This window comes from Peribacillus sp. ACCC06369, from assembly GCF_030348945.1.
Lineage (GTDB): Bacteria > Bacillota > Bacilli > Bacillales > DSM-1321 > Peribacillus.
The window spans coordinates 5,287,800-5,305,548 of record NZ_JAUCEN010000002.1; the positions used below are offsets into that span (position 1 = coordinate 5,287,800).

21 protein-coding genes are annotated in these 17,749 nt (G+C 42.2%); 7 read left to right on the forward strand and 14 right to left on the reverse strand.

The genetic code is table 11. The annotated features are described in order from the left end of the window. Positions 1 to 176 precede the first annotated feature (176 nt). The gene (locus QUF78_RS26820) at positions 177 to 2,246 is read left to right on the forward strand and encodes a transglycosylase domain-containing protein (protein ID WP_289327078.1); all 2,070 of its coding nucleotides are present in this window, start codon (positions 177 to 179) and stop codon (positions 2,244 to 2,246) included. Between the two features lie 148 nt (positions 2,247 to 2,394). Here the strand turns inward: QUF78_RS26820 and QUF78_RS26825 are convergent, their stop codons facing one another. Together QUF78_RS26825 and QUF78_RS26830 are read right to left on the reverse strand one after the other, a co-directional pair. Continuing rightward, a complete protein-coding gene (locus tag QUF78_RS26825) occupies positions 2,395 to 2,904 on the reverse strand; it encodes a YwhD family protein (protein WP_289314279.1) in 510 nt (169 codons plus the stop codon). Positions 2,905 to 2,942: 38 nt separating this feature from the next. Then, a complete protein-coding gene (locus QUF78_RS26830) occupies positions 2,943 to 3,617 on the reverse strand; it encodes a site-2 protease family protein (RefSeq protein ID WP_289327079.1) in 675 nt (224 codons plus the stop codon). A 140-nt stretch (positions 3,618 to 3,757) separates the two neighbouring features. Here QUF78_RS26830 and QUF78_RS26835 point away from each other — a divergent pair, with 140 nt between their 5' ends. Then, complete coding sequence (locus QUF78_RS26835) at positions 3,758 to 3,943, forward strand: 2-hydroxymuconate tautomerase (protein ID WP_061465772.1); 186 nt, start codon at positions 3,758 to 3,760, stop codon at positions 3,941 to 3,943. 29 nt (positions 3,944 to 3,972) lie between these two features. On the opposite strand, the gene QUF78_RS26840 is transcribed toward QUF78_RS26835, so the two are convergent. From QUF78_RS26840 to QUF78_RS26850, 3 genes are all read right to left on the reverse strand, one after another. Next, positions 3,973 to 4,482 (reverse strand): YwgA family protein, encoded by a 510-nt coding sequence (locus QUF78_RS26840; RefSeq protein ID WP_076368383.1) that lies wholly within the window; start codon positions 4,480 to 4,482, stop codon positions 3,973 to 3,975. A 32-nt stretch (positions 4,483 to 4,514) separates the two neighbouring features. Then, entirely contained in the window at positions 4,515 to 5,822 is a 1,308-nt protein-coding gene (locus QUF78_RS26845) for an HD domain-containing protein (RefSeq protein WP_148358379.1), read from the reverse strand. A gap of 237 nt (positions 5,823 to 6,059) precedes the next feature. Then, positions 6,060 to 6,281 carry a YuzB family protein gene (locus tag QUF78_RS26850; protein WP_048683566.1) on the reverse strand — a complete coding sequence of 74 codons (222 nt, stop codon included), beginning with the start codon at positions 6,279 to 6,281 and terminating at the stop codon, positions 6,060 to 6,062. 291 nt (positions 6,282 to 6,572) lie between these two features. Here QUF78_RS26850 and QUF78_RS26855 point away from each other — a divergent pair, with 291 nt between their 5' ends. Continuing rightward, positions 6,573 to 7,319 carry an RsfA family transcriptional regulator gene (locus tag QUF78_RS26855; protein ID WP_289327080.1) on the forward strand — a complete coding sequence of 249 codons (747 nt, stop codon included), beginning with the start codon at positions 6,573 to 6,575 and terminating at the stop codon, positions 7,317 to 7,319. Between the two features lie 249 nt (positions 7,320 to 7,568). On the opposite strand, the gene lipL is transcribed toward QUF78_RS26855, so the two are convergent. Then, complete coding sequence (gene lipL / locus QUF78_RS26860) at positions 7,569 to 8,417, reverse strand: octanoyl-[GcvH]:protein N-octanoyltransferase (RefSeq protein WP_289327081.1); 849 nt, start codon at positions 8,415 to 8,417, stop codon at positions 7,569 to 7,571. Between the two features lie 34 nt (positions 8,418 to 8,451). Further along, positions 8,452 to 9,438 carry a phosphate acetyltransferase gene (gene pta, locus QUF78_RS26865; protein ID WP_289327412.1) on the reverse strand — a complete coding sequence of 329 codons (987 nt, stop codon included), beginning with the start codon at positions 9,436 to 9,438 and terminating at the stop codon, positions 8,452 to 8,454. Positions 9,439 to 9,697: 259 nt separating this feature from the next. Here pta and hemQ point away from each other — a divergent pair, with 259 nt between their 5' ends. Beyond that, positions 9,698 to 10,447 (forward strand): hydrogen peroxide-dependent heme synthase, encoded by a 750-nt coding sequence (hemQ, locus tag QUF78_RS26870; protein ID WP_289327082.1) that lies wholly within the window; start codon positions 9,698 to 9,700, stop codon positions 10,445 to 10,447. A 388-nt stretch (positions 10,448 to 10,835) separates the two neighbouring features. Beyond that, the gene (gene gerQ / locus QUF78_RS26875; protein WP_289327083.1) at positions 10,836 to 11,375 is read left to right on the forward strand and encodes a spore coat protein GerQ; all 540 of its coding nucleotides are present in this window, start codon (positions 10,836 to 10,838) and stop codon (positions 11,373 to 11,375) included. A 106-nt stretch (positions 11,376 to 11,481) separates the two neighbouring features. On the opposite strand, the gene QUF78_RS26880 is transcribed toward gerQ, so the two are convergent. The 3 genes from QUF78_RS26880 to QUF78_RS26895 all read right to left on the reverse strand — a co-directional run bounded on the left by QUF78_RS26880 (position 11,482) and on the right by QUF78_RS26895 (position 13,083). Continuing rightward, positions 11,482 to 11,850 (reverse strand): DUF423 domain-containing protein, encoded by a 369-nt coding sequence (locus QUF78_RS26880; protein WP_054398573.1) that lies wholly within the window; start codon positions 11,848 to 11,850, stop codon positions 11,482 to 11,484. Between the two features lie 25 nt (positions 11,851 to 11,875). Next, positions 11,876 to 12,142, reverse strand: a complete 267-nt coding sequence (locus QUF78_RS26885) for a YwdI family protein (protein ID WP_353957932.1) — start codon at positions 12,140 to 12,142, stop codon at positions 11,876 to 11,878. Positions 12,143 to 12,402: 260 nt separating this feature from the next. After that, the gene (locus QUF78_RS26895; protein ID WP_289327085.1) at positions 12,403 to 13,083 is read right to left on the reverse strand and encodes a uracil-DNA glycosylase; all 681 of its coding nucleotides are present in this window, start codon (positions 13,081 to 13,083) and stop codon (positions 12,403 to 12,405) included. 150 nt (positions 13,084 to 13,233) lie between these two features. On the opposite strand from QUF78_RS26895, the gene QUF78_RS26900 reads away from it, so the two are divergent. Beyond that, entirely contained in the window at positions 13,234 to 14,667 is a 1,434-nt protein-coding gene (locus QUF78_RS26900; RefSeq protein WP_289327086.1) for a phospholipase D family protein, read from the forward strand. A gap of 136 nt (positions 14,668 to 14,803) precedes the next feature. Beyond that, positions 14,804 to 15,124: a YflT domain-containing protein gene (locus tag QUF78_RS26905; protein WP_289327087.1), complete on the forward strand. Its 321-nt coding sequence runs from the start codon at positions 14,804 to 14,806 to the stop codon at positions 15,122 to 15,124. A 100-nt stretch (positions 15,125 to 15,224) separates the two neighbouring features. On the opposite strand, the gene QUF78_RS26910 is transcribed toward QUF78_RS26905, so the two are convergent. The 4 genes from QUF78_RS26910 to mobA are packed head-to-tail and all read right to left on the reverse strand — an operon-like array spanning position 15,225 to position 17,594. Continuing rightward, positions 15,225 to 16,244, reverse strand: a complete 1,020-nt coding sequence (locus QUF78_RS26910) for a MoeB/ThiF family adenylyltransferase (protein WP_289327088.1) — start codon at positions 16,242 to 16,244, stop codon at positions 15,225 to 15,227. A 34-nt stretch (positions 16,245 to 16,278) separates the two neighbouring features. Then, positions 16,279 to 16,512 carry a molybdopterin converting factor subunit 1 gene (gene moaD, locus QUF78_RS26915; RefSeq protein WP_289314266.1) on the reverse strand — a complete coding sequence of 78 codons (234 nt, stop codon included), beginning with the start codon at positions 16,510 to 16,512 and terminating at the stop codon, positions 16,279 to 16,281. Further along, entirely contained in the window at positions 16,505 to 16,969 is a 465-nt protein-coding gene (locus QUF78_RS26920) for a molybdenum cofactor biosynthesis protein MoaE (RefSeq protein WP_289327089.1), read from the reverse strand. Before QUF78_RS26920 ends, moaD begins: the two co-directional genes overlap by 8 nt. Further along, the gene (mobA, locus tag QUF78_RS26925) at positions 16,959 to 17,594 is read right to left on the reverse strand and encodes a molybdenum cofactor guanylyltransferase (protein ID WP_289327090.1); all 636 of its coding nucleotides are present in this window, start codon (positions 17,592 to 17,594) and stop codon (positions 16,959 to 16,961) included. The genes QUF78_RS26920 and mobA overlap by 11 nt, the downstream gene beginning before the upstream one ends. Between the last annotated feature and the right edge of the window lie 155 nt (positions 17,595 to 17,749).

Sequence of the window (17,749 nt, forward strand, 5' to 3'; positions counted from 1 at the left end):
AGTCACCTAATAGGTTCCCCAAAATCGGTATAGTCATTAGCTAGAAAAATTATAGACGAATCTAGCAGAAATGCAAGATAAATTTCGTAAATGCAGTTCTTATGTTTAAAAATTTCTTTTTTTTCCATAATAGTAATAGATAATAGATTCTTTTTCTGATAAGAGAGGTGAAAGCAATGGAATTGATTCCAAGCGAACGATTTAAAAGGACAACTAAATATGTACGGGCCTTCATTATCCTTGCCACAATCGGGCTCACTATACTCTTTGTATTGCTTCTCTCCTTACTGATTTATGCAAAAATATTAGGTCCGCCTCCTTTGGTCGTGCCGCAGTCCACTCTCTATTATAGTGATAGCGGAAATGTGATCGGGGAAACCGATAATGGCCAGAAACGTTATTGGGCCGGAATGGATTCGATTTCACCACAGCTCATCAAAGCAACTGTCGCTGTTGAGGACCGTCAATTTTACACTCATAATGGATTTGATATAAAACGGATCGGCGGTGCCATCCTTGCGGATATCAAAGCAATGTCCAAAGTCCAGGGTGCAAGCACCATTACCCAGCAGTATGCCAGGAACCTTTTTCTGGGTCATGACAAAACGTGGTCGCGGAAACTCAATGAAGCCTTCTATACTGTACGTTTAGAAATGAACTACTCAAAAAAGGAAATTCTAGAAGGCTATTTAAATACGATTTACTATGGCCATGGCGCATATGGAGCCCAAGCTGCAAGTCAATATTACTTTGGCAAGGATGCCAAGGATTTGACTCTTCCTGAAGCGAGCATGCTGGCCGGAATACCAAAAGGTCCGTCAAATTATTCTCCATTGGATAACTTTGAAAAAGCGAAATCAAGGCAGAAAGTTGTCCTGCAAGCCATGAAAAACAAAAGCTACATTTCAGGAAAAAACATCGCGGAAGCATTGCAAACATCCCTTACATTAAAGGGCGAGCACGGAACGGTCACCAATAAAACCGCTCCTTATTTCCAGGATGCGGTCAAGCAGGCTTTAAAATCACAGCTTCATTTAGATGACCGGACGATCGAGCTAGGCGGACTTAAGGTCTATACCACACTGGATGAAACCCAGCAGGATGTTGCCGAAGAGGTCCTTTCCACTACCATACCCAAGTCTTCAGGGATTCAAGCTTCGATAGTGGCAATGGATCCGGACACCGGGGAAGTCCGTGCACTGGTCGGTGGTAAAGATTATGCGGAGTCGCCATTCAATCGAGCTACACAGGCAGTTCGCCAGCCCGGTTCCACGATGAAGCCATTGCTATACTACTCAGCGCTGGAGAATGGTTTCACACCATCTACCACTTTAAAAAGTGAGATTACTACATTTTCTTTCGATGATGGTCACTCGTCATATACACCGCATAATTACAACCATCAATATGCGGAAGGCGAAATAACGATGGCTCAGGCCATTGCTCTTTCCGATAACATCTTCGCCGTAAAAACGCACCTGTTCCTTGGGGAACAGACCCTGGTTGATACAGCGCATCGTTTCGGCATCACGGCGAAAATGGATGCCGTTCCATCCCTTGCACTTGGTACGTCAGGTGTAAGGGCGATTGAAATGGTGAATGCGTACAGCATTCTGGCTAACGGCGGCAAGAAGGTTGAACCCGTGTTCATCAAAAAGGTTGAAAATCAAAAAGGTGAAGTGATTTTTGATGGAAATAAGAAACCGGAACAGATTTTGGATGAGGATAAGGCATTTGTCATGACTCAGATGCTTACCGGGGTTTTTGATGAAACCTTAAATGGCTATACGAAAGTGACCGGCAGCACCATCAGCTCCCAGCTGACCCGCCCATATGCCGGCAAATCAGGTTCCACCCCGACGGATAGCTGGATGATTGGTTACACACCGGAGCTTGTAGCTGGAGTATGGACTGGATATGATCAAGGTAAAAAGATCGAGAACCCTGCTGAAAAAGGCTATGCAAAGAAAATCTGGGCTTCTTATATGGAAAAGGGCCTACAAGGTAAACCAGCAAAATCGTTTAAGGAAACGGAAAACGTAATCGGGGTAAACGTGAATCCCGTCAGTGGAAAATTGGCAACAAAGGATTGTCCTGCCTCAAGACTTACTTATTATGTTAAAGGCTCCGAACCTGTCGAATACTGTGCCGAGCACTTTAAGGGTGAAAGCCCGAAACATGCCCCAAAAGGAGAAGAACAAAAGAAGGCACCGTGGTACAAAAAAGTCTTAAAACCATGGGGATAACGAAAAACCCCGAAGCCGGTAGCGGCTTCGGGGTTTTTCTGTCCTAGTTCCACAGTGTCTAAACTGCTGTCTTTAAGTTTACTTATTTTATCCGTTTCCTACAAGTGAATTTTTCACTAAACCTAACATTTCATCGATTAAATCAGATTCAAACCGTCAATGACTCCTTGAGCAGTGCAGAAGAGCGCTCCCACATTCCTGCATCATGGTTTTTCAGGAAGTCTGCAAGTATACGTTTGGATTTATCATCCATGTCCTCGACGATGATTTGCCGTTTCAGTGATTTATCCATCCGGTTAACATGCTCCGGAAGCGATTTATAACCGCGTCTAATTGAGCGGTCGACCGTCATTTCACAAGCTGTCACACCTGCATAGTGCGGACCATTTTGAGTGGCTTCAATGGTCACCCAAACAAGCCAGTAAGGTTTGGCATTCGGGACCTCTTCTTTAGTCTTTAAAAATTTAATTCCTTTTTCCACTGCACTCCTTGCATGCATCGCGCCGATATCGACCTCGGCTTCACCTGCATCCACATCGATTATGACCGGAGAAATATTATCGAGCGTTAAAACACCTGCTCCATATCCGCCATGACCTTCTGTAGGGTCGTTTTTTATAATATTGAAGCCTACCTTTTTCTTTGGTTGTTCTTCCATGTTTATATCCCCCTTTATGGTTTGTCATTTCCTATCGTTTAAAAAAGAAAAAGTGTAAAGAACCGACTCAGGACGTCGCCTACCAATGGTACAACATTGTTCAAAATCGGGCCAATTGTATACTTGCTCAGCGGTGTGATGATCAGAATCAAAAAAATCAGTGAGCCATATTGTTCATACTGGGTCATTTTTGCCCGCAAGTCAGCTGAAACAAGATCCTGTACGATCCTATAACCATCGAGCGGCGGCAGCGGTAACAGATTAAATACAAACAAAAGGATATTTAAGTTGATGAGCACCTCGAAGAATGGCTGAACGAAGAACGGTAAATCAGGTCCAACGCCTGCCGCCAGCAACCCATAAAAAATCAAATACCCCAAAATTGCAACAAGCAAATTACTGAACGGACCGGCAAAAGAGACAAGCACCCCTGCCAATTTTGGATTCTTGAAATGAAAACGATTAACCGGTACAGGTCTCGCCCAACCAAATCCGGCTATCAATATCAACAGAGTTCCGATCGGATCCAAATGCGAAATCGGATTCAATGTGACTCTTCCTTCATTCTTTGCAGTCGGGTCACCGAACTTATAGGCTACATAAGCATGTGAAAATTCATGAACCGTAAATGCGATTAACAGTGACACAATAACATATGGAAGCTGTTCCAAAGGATAAAACAAAAACCGTTCTATTTGCTCCAAGAATTGCATTGATAGCTTCTCCCCCAATATTTATTACCGTTAGTATACATCAAAAGAGCAAGAAGTGAAAAAACTCTGACTTCCGTGTCTTGCAATTATTTTTCCATTGTGAAACACTACAAGATGAGAGAGGAAGGGGGGAATGAGAGATGCCATATGTAACAGTCAAAATGCTTGAAGGCCGTACAGACGAACAAAAGAAAGCTTTAGTTGAAAAGGTGACTGCAGCCGTTACGGAAACAACTGGAGCACCAGCTGAAGCCGTTACGATTTTCATTGAAGAAATGTCAAAAAATCACTTGGCAGTAGCCGGTGTCCGTAAAAGCGATCAATGAGCTTTACATAATGGGGAAAAGCTAAGCCATCAATTCGGCTTAGCTTTTGTTTTTAACTGCTCAATATATTCATATGCCTCATCAATTTCTTCAAGCGTATATTTTTGTTTGCTTTTCAGCGTGAAAATTTTCTCGGTGACTTCTTCTTTTTCAAGCGTGTCAAAGTATAACACCGTTGAAACAAGCTCCAAAAACCGGGCATTCTGTTCGTTCATATCCAGTAAGCATGCCTCAAGAGCTGGCATCTCCACTTCCTGGATGGATAGGAAATCCTGGCCGGCGTCCGTAATCGAATAACAATACTGATAATACCCTGCTTTTTTTTCCCTTACTTCATTCAAGTAACCCATTTCGCAGAGCTCTTCAATCCGCAAGGTCAACTCCTCCGAATATGGTCCGTAAAAGTGAAACTGAAACTTTTCATGAAATGGGAAGGACAGCTTCTTCGCGATATAAACGATTTTTTGTAATTTTTTCCGACCCGAGATTTCACCGGCAGTAGAAATTGCATTGATAATGTTTGCATGATCCTTAAACAAGGCTCGTCACTCCTCACCAAAAATGTACCACTTTAATCCGATAGCTCCAAAAGCTTACGAATCTGTTTTTTTATATTTTTCTTCGTAGATTCATCACGCAATAAATCTGCTGGATAATACAACTTATGATCCGTTCTTCTTTTTCCTGAAATTGCATCGACAATTTCGGATTCACGCGATAATTCCCGAATTTCGCCATTATTTTTCAGCAAGTGAATCGGCAGTCTCTCCTCTTCCTCACCTGGCCGGTAAAAATCATACGGCAGATCCGATGAAGAATCTACGACGAGATAATAATCCGGATCGATGCCCGCCTTCTTGAATAAAGTCCTTAATTCCATCAATCTGTTCATTTGACTGTTCGATGGATGGAATTCCACATATTTAAATAGTTTACGGTTAACGAAGCGAGTGCATAAATCTTTTAAAATCGCATCGTTTTCCTCTTCCCATGCTTCGAAATAATAGAGCATCACCGCTTCATCCATTTTCAAATAGTCCGTTAAAGTCACTTCTCCCTTGAACAATGAATAAAAATGGTGCGGTTCTTGAGCAAACTCATAACCGGATTCATATAAATGTTTCGCCCTATGTAGAATCTTGGTAAGTATGACCTCCGCACTTCTCGTAACTGGATGGAAATAAACCTGCCAATACATTTGGTAGCGACTCATGATATAATCCTCAACCGCATGCATCCCGCTTTGTTTTATGACGGCATGTTCTTCCCTGGGCCTCATTACACGCAAAAGCCTTTCCATATCGAAATGTCCATAACTCACGCCAGTGAAGTAAGCATCACGCTGTAAATAGTCCATTCTATCAGCATCGATCTGACTTGAAATCAGGCTGACTACTAATTTGCCTTTATAGGTTTTCGCTATGACTTCTGCCACTTTTTTCGGGAAATCACGCCCTACTCGAAGGAGGATCTTATTCACTTCCGTATCGCCGACGATTATCTGCTGCGTGAATTGCTCATGATCCAGGTCAAACACCTTTTCAAAAGAATGAGAGAAGGGACCATGGCCCAAATCATGCAGAAGGGCTGCACATAGGGATAGTAACCGTTCCTCAGGTTTCCACTCCGGTCTGCCCTCGAAAACATCATCGACGATTCTCCGAACTATCTCATATACTCCAAGCGAATGGCTAAGCCGACTATGTTCCGCACCATGAAAGGTTAAATAAGTCGTTCCCAGCTGTTTGATCCTTCGAAGACGCTGGAATTCCTTCGTTCCTATTAAATCCCATATAACCCGATCACGAACATGTATATATCGGTGCACCGGGTCCTTGAATACTTTTTCTTCTTGTAATTTTTCGCCGGAATATTCCATGAACTACCCTCTTTTTCATAATCTCGATGCACTCATTATAGCGTGTTTTGACAAAAAACCCTAACTTTCCCCTTTCTAGTAAGAGGGGTCATTTTGTAAGAAAACGGAAGTTCCCGTCGGGTTTAGTCTCGAAAATAAGGAAATAAAAAATCACCGCAGTTTGTTGAATCTGGGTGATGAACAGCTTGTTCCATTTATCAAAAGCAAACAATCCACTCCAACTATATCTCATGGATCCTACTTTAGTTTTTTATTGATTTTATCTAGTAACTCGTCTTCTGTCGGTGCAGCAACTGGACGGTTATTGACGAAGGCAAATGATTTCTTTCTGCCAGGACCGCAATAGGATTGACAGCCCACTTCAATTTTCGCGTCGGGATCAAGCTTTTCAAGACGGGGGATCAATGTTTTGATGTTTACCGCCAAGCAGTCATCACACACTCTGAATTCATTGGACATCCTCCGGTACCATCCTTTCCATGACAAACTATTTTTCTTTCCATTTATATGACTAAAAGGTATTTTACCGTTTCTACTTATGAATATCAAGAGGGCTGGATGATGTGAAAAGGAAAGGGCAGCCGCTAGCAAATGATGTAATTAATCAAAAAACTAGTATCCTTTCAACCTTTTTGTATAAAAAATCCAAATTTTGTCCAAAATGCTAGTAGAACACTCCATAAATCACTGCCACACGATATTTTATATAGTTATTTATTTTAAAAGTTACCAGAAAGGGAGTATGTAGAAATGAAGGTTCGTCAAGACGCCTGGACAGAAGAAGATGATTTGCTTTTGGCAGAAACGGTATTGCGCCATGTGCGAGAAGGCAGCACTCAGCTAAATGCATTTGAAGAGGTAGGAGATAAGTTGAATCGCACCTCTGCCGCATGCGGATTCCGCTGGAATGCAGTTGTCCGCCATAATTATGATAAAGCGCTATCCCTTGCCAAGAAACAGCGTAAGCAACGGCAAAGGATTCTTGGAAAAGATCAAGGAGGGAAAAAACGGCTTCTTTATACACCGCCGTCCCCAACGATTTCGGACATAGTGGTTTCTCAAGTACAAGAAGAGGAACTAGACTTGCAATCCGAAGTCGATACCACCAATTATGAAGCAGCAGAAGAATTCGTTGTGGCTGAAGCTCTCGCTCCTAAGCCACAGAACACTCCAGTAACTTTGGAAAAAGCCATGAACCTAGATACCGTCATCGCGTATTTGGAATCTATGAATGGCCGTATGCTTCAAGCCGAAGTATTAAAAACCGAAAATGAAAGATTGAAGCTCGAAATTAAAGGACTGAAAAAGCGAAACGAAGATTTGGAGAATAAAATCAGCCACTTAGAACAAAACAGCGGCTTGATGCAGGAAGATTATGAAACTTTGATGAATATCATGAACCGAGCAAGAAAGCTGGTCTTGTTAGAAGAAGAGGAACGTCCGGCAACTAAGTTCAAGATGGACCGGAATGGAAATTTGGAAAAAATGGCTGAGTAATTTGATAATGTGGGGTTCAGTTACATAGATCAACCACATGCTAAAGGCCATTCACCCATGTTTATCCGAAAAAGGGAGCCAACAAGGCTCTTTTTTTCATGGCCAAGAAAAAAGGATAAAATCGTCCAAGGATGTTCGGTGATTATACCTCTGCTGCCTATCATACAGTCCCTTTTACAGTTTCAGTGAATGCTAAAGTCGTATTACATGCAAAAGGCCGTCCCTGACACAGGAACAGCCTTTTGCATATCAATCCTTTATTGAATCGAATACTTTATCATTGCGTTCCACCACTCTTGTCAAGTATGCCTCATATAACGGCCATTCCTGAACAGAAAGAGTGTCAGAGAATATCTTTCCGCTATGTTCCTTCAAGACATGAAGGAATCTGAGCATCACATCCTGAACACTCAATTGCACGCCCAATAATTCTGTAAGGGATGCCATTACCGAAGGGACGATATCAGGATAAACGAATTTGGTTTCTGCATTTCCTTTAGCTGCATCATAAAAACCCTTAACGAGACTGGCACGTTCAGCCCCGCTTCCATTAACACACAAATAGATTTGCACCGCTACGCCATTACGAATCCTGCGTTGGGATATGCCCGCAAACTTCTGCCCATTTATACTTAAATCATAACTTCCAGGACAATAGGAACCGACGATTTCCCTTGCCTCCATCGTGACTGGGAAATCGGAAAACATCAATTGGACAAGCTCCCACATCGCATCATATCCACGATTGATTTCAATTTTTCGCTCATTTTCAGGAAAAATGAGCGAAAAATTCAGGACCCCCTCATCCAGCACGACTGCCAGCCCTCCGGAATTCCTTACAATGGCCTGATGATCATGTTCTTTTAAATGATCCAAACCCTTTTTAAGGAAGGGCAACTTCGTATCCTGTATACCCAGGACGATGGTTCGATGGTGTACCCACGCTCTTGCTACGGCTGCTGATTTACCTGACCCTACGGAAGCGCAAAATGTATCATCCATCGCAAAGGACTCTAGAGCAGGAAACTGAGGTCCAACGGAGGATTGATCAATAACCCGCCACTCTTGTTGCATTAATAATGAATCTGTTTCACTCATACGAATCTCCCTCTACTTTTTATCCTCAAGCGGCCTATTGATACTGCGCCACAATCCCCTGTGCCGCTGTAATGACTGCCAGCTTATATACATCCTCTTCGCTGCATCCCCTCGAAAGGTCATTTACAGGACGGTTCAGCCCCTGAAGGATCGGGCCGACCGCTTCGAAGCCACCCAAGCGCTGTACCATCTTGTAGCTAATGTTCCCTGCTTCGAGGCTTGGGAAAATAAAAACATTCGCATCCCCCTGAATAAGGGAATCCGGTGCTTTTTTTCTTGCTACCGAAGGAACAAAAGCCGCGTCAAACTGAAATTCCCCATCCAAAATGATTTCAGGATCCATTTCTTTTGCCAATTCGACGGCATCGACTACTTTTAGCGTCTCGGGTGATTTTGCCGACCCCTTCGTAGAAAAGCTCAACATAGCCACACGCGGTTCGATATCGAACATTAGTGCAGTCTTCGCACTTTCGATTGCGATTTCGGCCAGGTCCTGGGAATCAGGGTTTATATTTATCGCACAATCCGCGAAGACATATTTTTCTTCTTCCCGGACCATGATGAATACACCCGATGTTTTTTGGACGCCTGGCTTTGTCTTGATGATCCTTAGGGCGGGGCGAACCGTATCGGCAGTCGAATGCGTTGCACCACTCACCATTCCATGTGCCAGTTTCATATGGACGAGCATGGTTCCAAAATAGTTCTCATCCTTTAAGATTTCACGTGCTTGTATATCAGTCTCTTTACCTTCACGGACCTTCACAAACGCTTCAACCATTTCATCCATCATGATATAATTCTTCGGATCATATATTTCGATTGCATCAAGGGAGATTTTCAAATCCTTTGCCTTCTCTTGAATCAACCCGATATCCCCGATCAATACAGGTGTCACCAGTTTAGCTTTGGCAAGCCTGCCTGCCGCTCCCAAAATCCGTTCATCCAACCCTTCTGGAAAAACGATCTTTAAATTATGCCCCATAACTTTCGATTCCAAAATTTCAAATAAATCACTCACTGGCTCTTCCTCCTTTTTTAGATACGTTTCCCCTGTTTTTCCTATATTTAACCATTCGGCAAGAATTCCATAGTCGTCTTCTTTTAAGAATACTCTAGCAGCTAGGTAAATTCCAGCCACTTTGGTCACCAACCATTCCGTAAATTTGAAATTTGTTTGAACACCGAAAAACAGTGATGGTGTTTGCGGGTTGATATAAATTTCCTTATACTGAAACTATGATATATTAAAGTTATAATAAGACTTAGGAGTGATCGTAATGAGTGAAGCAGCACAAACACTGGATGGCTGGTATTGTTTACATGACTTCCGTCTGATCGACTGGGCTTCTTGGAAAACCTTATCAAGTGACGAACGCCAATTGGCTATCTCAGAATTCCAAGGTTTACTGGATAAATGGAATATGACACAAAGCGACAACGAAGGCAGCCATGCCCTATATTCCATCGTTGGTCAAAAAGCGGACTTCATGCTAATGTTTGCCCGCCCAACCATGGAAGAATTGAATATAATTGAAAATGAATTCAACAAAACGAAGCTTGCCGAGTATACAATCCCCGCTTATTCATACGTTTCCGTCGTGGAATTAAGCAATTACTTGGCAAGTGGAGATGGTGAGGACCCTTATCAGAACCCTCATGTTCGTTCTAGACTTTATCCGATACTTCCAAAAGCGAAACATGTATGCTTCTATCCAATGGACAAGCGTCGTGATGGAGATGATAACTGGTATATGCTTTCCATGGAAGAACGCAAAGGCTTAATGCGTTCCCACGGCTTGATTGGCCGCAGTTATGCCGGTAAAGTAAAACAAATCATTTCCGGTTCTGTCGGTTTTGACGATTATGAATGGGGCGTTACACTATTCGCGGATGATGTCCTTCAATTTAAAAAATTGATCTATGAAATGCGTTTTGATGAAGTGAGTGCACGATACGCTGCATTTGGTTCTTTCTTTGTAGGCAATATCCTGCCGGAAGAAAACGTACCTTCTTTCTTATACGTATAAGACGATGAGCTTCCGGTTTCCGGAAGCTTTTTCCTTTTGCGTCCACTCCTTTTTATTTTTCCCCATCTTTGGAATAAAACCAATGCATATCCCATACATTTTCAATAGTGATGAATTTATTTTTTCACAGTCCCATTCAGCTTCAGGAAAATTTCCTGACTTCAGCGAGGTGAAGGAACGTTACTTCCATTCATTAGCAGACAAGAGGGTTCGACTTAAATCATGAACGGCAACCGTTACGTATCACTCAAATTCATTGTGGTTTTTTAAGCCACCCGGGGATTATCCAGAACTACCGGTCGCTATAAATCGCACTGTTTCTCCCATTCCACACTCTCGGATTGTCCAAATTCCACAAAATCAAATAAACCTTTTAGGAGGGAATGCAATGTCACAAAATAATCCTTATGGTAATTACCCGTACGGAGGAAGCCCCTATTACCCCTATGAAAATAATGAGCCTAACCTGCGGCAGCAGAATCCTAACCCGCAACAGGGTTACCAGCAGCAAGCATACCAACAGCCACAAATGCCCACTAATGGAGGCACGCAACAACAAGTGCCCATGACGATGAATGGAGGCACGCAACAACAAGTGCCCATGATGATGAACGGAGGCACTTCCGGACCACAGATACCTGGCATGCTACCGGTCGAAGCGTCGTACATCGAGAACATTTTGCGTTTGAATAAAGGGAAATTAGCCACTGTTTATACCACGTTTGAAAACAACACGGAATGGAATGCAGTGATCTTCAAAGGAATCATCGAGGCTGCAGGACGCGATCATTTGATCATAAGCGACCCTGAAACGGGAAAACGATACTTAATTCCGATGGTATACTTAGATTATGTAACGTTTGATGAGGAAATCGAATATGACTATCCATTTGGAGGCGCTGGGCTTGCCACCTATCCGCCAAGGTGAAGAAACTTCCATAAAGAAGAGCCTCAGAATCTATTTGATTTTGAGGCTCTTCTTTATTGGGGGGACTTTTCTAATTAAGCTGACCTAAGAAGATCAGCTGTCTTCATTACAAGTATTTATATGCAGCAATGATCATTAGGACCCAAGCAACCAAGAATGAGACTCCGCCAAGCGGTGTGATTGCTCCCAGGACCTTGATTTGCGTAACGCTAAGAACGAATAGACTACCGGAAAAAAGGATGATTCCTATTAGCATGAGCCAGCCGGACCAGTTGATTAGCGGACTTGAAATCTTCCCAGCCAATAAACCAAGCACTAATAAACCCACCGCATGGAACATTTGATATTGAACAGCGGTTTGCCATGTTTCTAAATATTTATCAGGAATTTTCCCTTCCAGTCCGTGTGCACCGAATGCACCTAGTGCTACAGCAATAAACCCATTCAATGCACCTAAAATGATGAACAGTTTCACTATGATTTCGCTCCCCTACTCTAATTTAAAAATCAAACAAGGATTCCCCATTGGCTTCTTCCATTTTAACCGGTTCTACATTCGATGTAGCCGACATAACGGGCTGGCTCAATGTGATTGGCTTCGGGATGCTGATGTTCCCAGCCTTTTCATCAACCATTACTTCACAAAGGGACTTAATGGCAATTACATACCCCTGCACCTTATCTTCTGAATTTGCCTGTTTCGCTTTCAAAACAAGCTCTTCGATTTTATCTAACATTTGTCTTGATGAAATATCCACCTTTACCACCTCGTCTATTTACAGGTCAAAACTTTCATAACTAGCATAGCAAAAATCAGAGAAGAAAACACCTTGCATATCCCTACTTTTTAATTGGCTTGGAGTGAAATTTCAAGCATGGTTGTCCTGAAGAACGAAAGACCTCAAGAGAGGGCAGGTTTGATGTTTTGAATTGAAACGCACGGCAGCCCTTTGGAAACCTGGGATCCCAAGTTATATAGAAATGACAGCACGCCATACAATTCACCCGTTCCTTTTTCTTGCCCATATCATCGCTTCGAGATTTTCCAATCAATTGGGGATTCCCCCATTTCCACCAGCAACTGATTTGTTTTGGAAAAAGGTTTGCTGCCAAAGAAACCACGGGAGGCAGACAGCGGACTAGGATGGACGGACTTAATGATTCTATGACGGGTTTCATCAATCAAAGGGATTTTGGATTGAGCAGGTTTCCCCCACAGGATGAATACAACCGGTTTCGGACGTTCATTCAATAGGCGAATAACTTGATTCGTGAAATTTTCCCATCCTTTTCCTCGGTGTGAATGAGCCTCTCCCTCGCGGACAGTCAAGACTGTGTTCAATAGAAGCACCCCCTGTCCCGCCCATTCAACAAGGTAACCATTATCAGGAGCCTCATATCCTAGATCAGTGTGTAACTCTTTAAAGATATTTCTTAAAGAAGGCGGGATGCGAACCTCCGGCTTAACTGAAAAACTAAGGCCATGCGCTTGATCCTGGCCATGATAAGGGTCCTGTCCAAGGATGACAACCTTTACGTCTTCATAAGAGGTATAGTGAAGCGCATTGAAGATATCATCTTGTTCCGGGTGAATGACTTGCTGACTGTACTCCTGCTTTATAAATTCCCTTAGCTCCTGGTAATATGTTTTTTTGAATTCCTCTTCCAATAGAGGCCACCAATCATTTGTTAATAACTGCTTTTCCATGTGCCACAGCCCCTTTCAACCTTTTGAAACTATATTATATCAAACTAATCGCCTTACCTTTTTCCATAGATTAAGATTTATGTTTCTATATACCCCTATGTGGGAAAATAGATAGTTAGCAAGCAATTTATCCATGTTGGAGGATTCCCTATGAAAAAATGGTATAAAAGAAAACTGTTTTATCTGCTTGTCTGCATTTTGATCGTCATTACGGCCGTAATCGTCTATAACAGCTACAAGCCTCTCCCTGATGGCATTTCTTATGAAGGGAAGGTTCATCATGTCGAGGATATTGATTTCATCTATGACCTTTCCTATCACGATGAACAAGGGAATCTGCAACATGAGCAGCGAATTTTCCAAACCATAAATCAAGCCATAGAAGACGCTGATTCTTTTATCGTAATCGATATGTTTTTGTTTAATGCTTTTTATGATGAAAAGATGAACTTCCCGAAGTTAACCGAGAATCTGAAGGATAAACTGGTTGAACAGAAGAAAAAGAAACCTGACCTCCAGGTTATCTTCATTACTGATGAAGTGAATACTTCCTATAATGCCTACCAGTTAGAGGCATTGGAAACGATGAAGAAAAATGGCATTGATGTCATCGTTACCAACTTAGACCGGCTTCGGGATCCGAATCCCCTCTATTCAGGTGTGTATCGGACCTTTTTCCAATGGTTCGGTGAAAGCGGGAAAGGATGGATTGTGAATCCAATGGCTAAAAGCGCACCAAAGGTCACCTTTCGTTCTTATCTTAGACTGATGAATATTAAGGCCAATCATAGAAAAGTGGTCGCTACCGAAAAAACGGCCATCATCTCTTCTGCCAATCCTCATGACGCAAGTGGATTCCATTCCAATATTGCGTTTCAGATGGATGGGAATATCATCGGCGACTTTGTTAAAGCCGAAGAAGCAGCTTCGAAATTCTCGGGAGGTCCAAAGTCATTTCCTGAGTTCAAAGGGGCATCAGCAGATAAAGGACCGATATCGGTACAATTGCTAACGGAAGGAAAAATCAATAAACATGTCCTTAAAGTAATAAAGGATGCAGAAAAAGGCGACAAGATCCATCTTGCCATGTTCTACATTGCCGATCGTGATGTTGTCGAAGCATTAACCGATGCAGCTAAACGTGGTGTAAAGATCCAAATGATATTGGATCCGAATCAAAATGCTTTCGGAAGTGAGAAAATCGGGCTTCCTAATCTTCCAGTTGCCGCTGAATTCGAAAAACTTGGGGATGAAAATATCTCGATCCGCTGGTACAAAACAGATAAAGAACAGTTCCATACAAAGTTGATGATGATCCAAAAGGCTAATGAAACGATTATTCTTGGAGGATCGGCTAATTATACATCACGTAATCTAGATGACTATAACCTTGAAGCCAATGTTGAAATCCATGCTCCAAATGATGCGGACGTTTCTAATGATGTCGATAGCTATTTTCAAAGACTATGGACAAATCAAAATGGAACATACACCGTTGATTACAGTGAATATCAGAAGAAACTGCCTGTCTTCAAATACTTGACCTACCGCATCCAGAAGGTGTTCCGCTTCACCACTTACTGAATAAATTCGGTATAAATGTTTATCGGTAACCAAATAAGGTTATATACTACTATAGCCATTCAAGAACTGTAATAAGCAAGATTCCATTTACCTATATCCAAGAGAATCTTACACTGAAATTCAAGGAGGAGTTTATATGTATCAAGTACATGTAGTAGAAAACGGTTTACAAGCAAAGGAAAAAATCGATGAACTAGTCACATCAGGTTATACGAAGGACGATGTATATTTGTTTGCCCATGATAAAACCCGTTCAAAACACCTTACCGAGAATACAAATACAGAAGATGTAGGCATGAAGGAACAGGGTTTCCTTGATTCCGTTGGAAATCTATTTAAATCACGCGGAGATGAACTTCGTAATCGAATGAGCAACCTTGGCCTTAGTGATATGGAGGCAGAACGTTACGAGGAAGTGCTTGACGAAGGAAAAGTCGTCATCGTTGCTTCCAAATAAGAAAAAAGCGGGGTTACACACTAATACCCGAAAACCATTACCCTATTATGATTCATAAAAAACGAGGCTCCTTAATCGGCAGCCTCGTTTTTTATATTCATTAACCCAGAATTCTTTGGTACGTGGCCTTTGCATGGACCATGTCCTTCGTGCCGTGAATCAACGCCCGGCCATCCTTGAAAATGACAATACGTTCCCCGGCTTTTTCACAAGAGAGTAGAAATGGATTGAATTTTACCAAATAGCCGCTGCCATTCAGTTCCTTGGCTAATTTATCGAGTTGAAGTTTCAAAGGTTTTGGCGGTCTTACCTGTACAGTATCCCTTCCGCAAAGAACCGCAGTTTTCGTTGCGTTTTCCATAGTTAAAAAGGGATATGTCCTCTGATCTCCGCAAGAGAGACAATCTTTCTTTTTAGCTTTTGATAATCGAACGGTTTGGTATTGATTCCTCCACAGATCAAAAGTAACAAGTGCAGGTCGAACCGATTTCCAGTCTTCAACAAGGATTTTCAAAGCTTCGGCAGTTTGGTGTGCCACTACCATCGTTACAGCTGGCGATATGATTCCTCCTGTGTCACAGGTCATTCCTTGAATGGGGATAGATTTAAGTAAACAGTGCAAACATGGCGTCTGTCCGGGAAGAATGGTCAAAGTCATGCCCACACTCCCCACACATGCCCCATAAATCCAAGGTATTTGAAGCTTTTGTGACAAATCATTTATAATCATCCGTGTCTCAAAATTATCGGTCGCATCCAATATCAAATCAACATCACCAAGCAGCTGTTCAAGGTTCTGGGCGGTTGCATCCATGATGATGGCATTCACTTCAACTTCATGATTGATTTCAAATAAATGACGCTTTGCCGCTTCTGCTTTTGGCAGATTCTCCTCGACATCCCGTTCCGTATACATTTGTTGGCGCTGTAAATTACTAGTCTCCACATAATCCCTGTCGACAATCGTAAGCTTCCCTACTCCCGCACGAGTAAGGGCCTCGGCGTTAGCAGATCCCAAAGCCCCTGCCCCTAGAAGTAAGACATGCTTCTTCAAGATTTTCAATTGGCCGCCTTCACCAATGGGGGCGAATAAAGTCTGTCTTGAATAACGCTCTTTCACTGTAAACCCTCCCCTCCAATTCGATCCGATTCTCTCAGCCTCCGCTGACAGGTGGAATGAAAGCTACTGTATCTCCATCAGATAGAACCGTGTCATCGTCGGCAAATTCTTCATTGACCGCTGTCATCACGGATTCAAGACCTTCCAATTGAAATTCCACCCTCATCTTTCCTTTTAGCTGGGCCACACTCATTCCATTTCCTTCTATAGAAAGAGTCTCTTTGCCTAACGCATCTTTCAATTGGGCAAATAAAAGTACATTAATCATCGATATCCACCTCTTCCGGTTTTCCTTTTGGATATGAAACGGTTTCCAACTGGTTTCCGACCCATGTCTCCCCATCCTCCCAATGTTCTTTTTTCCAAATCGGGACGATTTCTTTAATTCTTTCAATTGCATACCTGTTTGACTCATATGCATCATTTCGATGTGGCGTACTAACGGCAATTACGACTGCGATATCCGTGATTTCAAGTTTACCTACACGATGGGTGATCGCCGTTTCCGCATCAGGCCAACGCTCCTTGATCTCAGATCCGATTTGCTCTAATTTCTTGATGGCCATCGGTTCATATGCTTCGTAAATTAAGAAGAGGGTCTTTTTTCCTTTCGTCATTTCCCTCACTGTACCAATAAAGGTCGTGACGGCACCTGCATTCCTCTCTACTACTTTATCAATCACTTCCTGGATGACAATCGGCTCTTTTGAAATTTTATAATTCATCTCTACCATCCTTTATATATAATTCGGTTTGGCTAATATAACCTGCCTCTTGATAATCTTCCCTCGTATTCATATTGAAAAAAAGGTATTGAAAATGTTCAGGATTTTCATGATATATCTTAAAATCGCTTTCCTTCATGATTTTCACCGAAATCTTTTCCAAAAATAGACTCATTTTTAATTCGTTTTTCAATAAACATTCTGTCAGTACAGGAAGACATCTTTTATGATAAACAGCAAAAAGCGGCTGAATCCTGCCATTTATCTCCGGAATGACAGCATCGAATTCGGGTTCATAATAGGATATGATATCATTTATGGCAGCTGCACTCACAAACGGCATATCACAGGCTGTAAGGAATTGGAGCTCCGTTTTCGAGGAGGCCATCCCTGCATGCAATCCCCCAAGTGGTCCTTGATCTTTATGTAAATCCGGTATTAACGGAAGTTGCAGAAAACGATAATCTTCAAATGTATTCGTAATGACCAGAATGTTTTCTGATACCTTTTTCAATACGGATGCCACTCTTGAAATGTTCACAACGCCACCTATGGTCAACAGGGCCTTATTCACTCCCATACGGCTTGATTTCCCACCAGCTAACAGCAACATTGTCCACTCCATACGAATCACCCTCCCTTTTTGGGGTTTAATCTAGCATCCAACGGTAAAGCTATAATAAATATGTCCACTATATTTAAATATTTTAAATCAATTTTCAAAATAATGACACTTTCACAAACTTTGCTTTGTATATCAAAAGATGGAAAATAGGATTC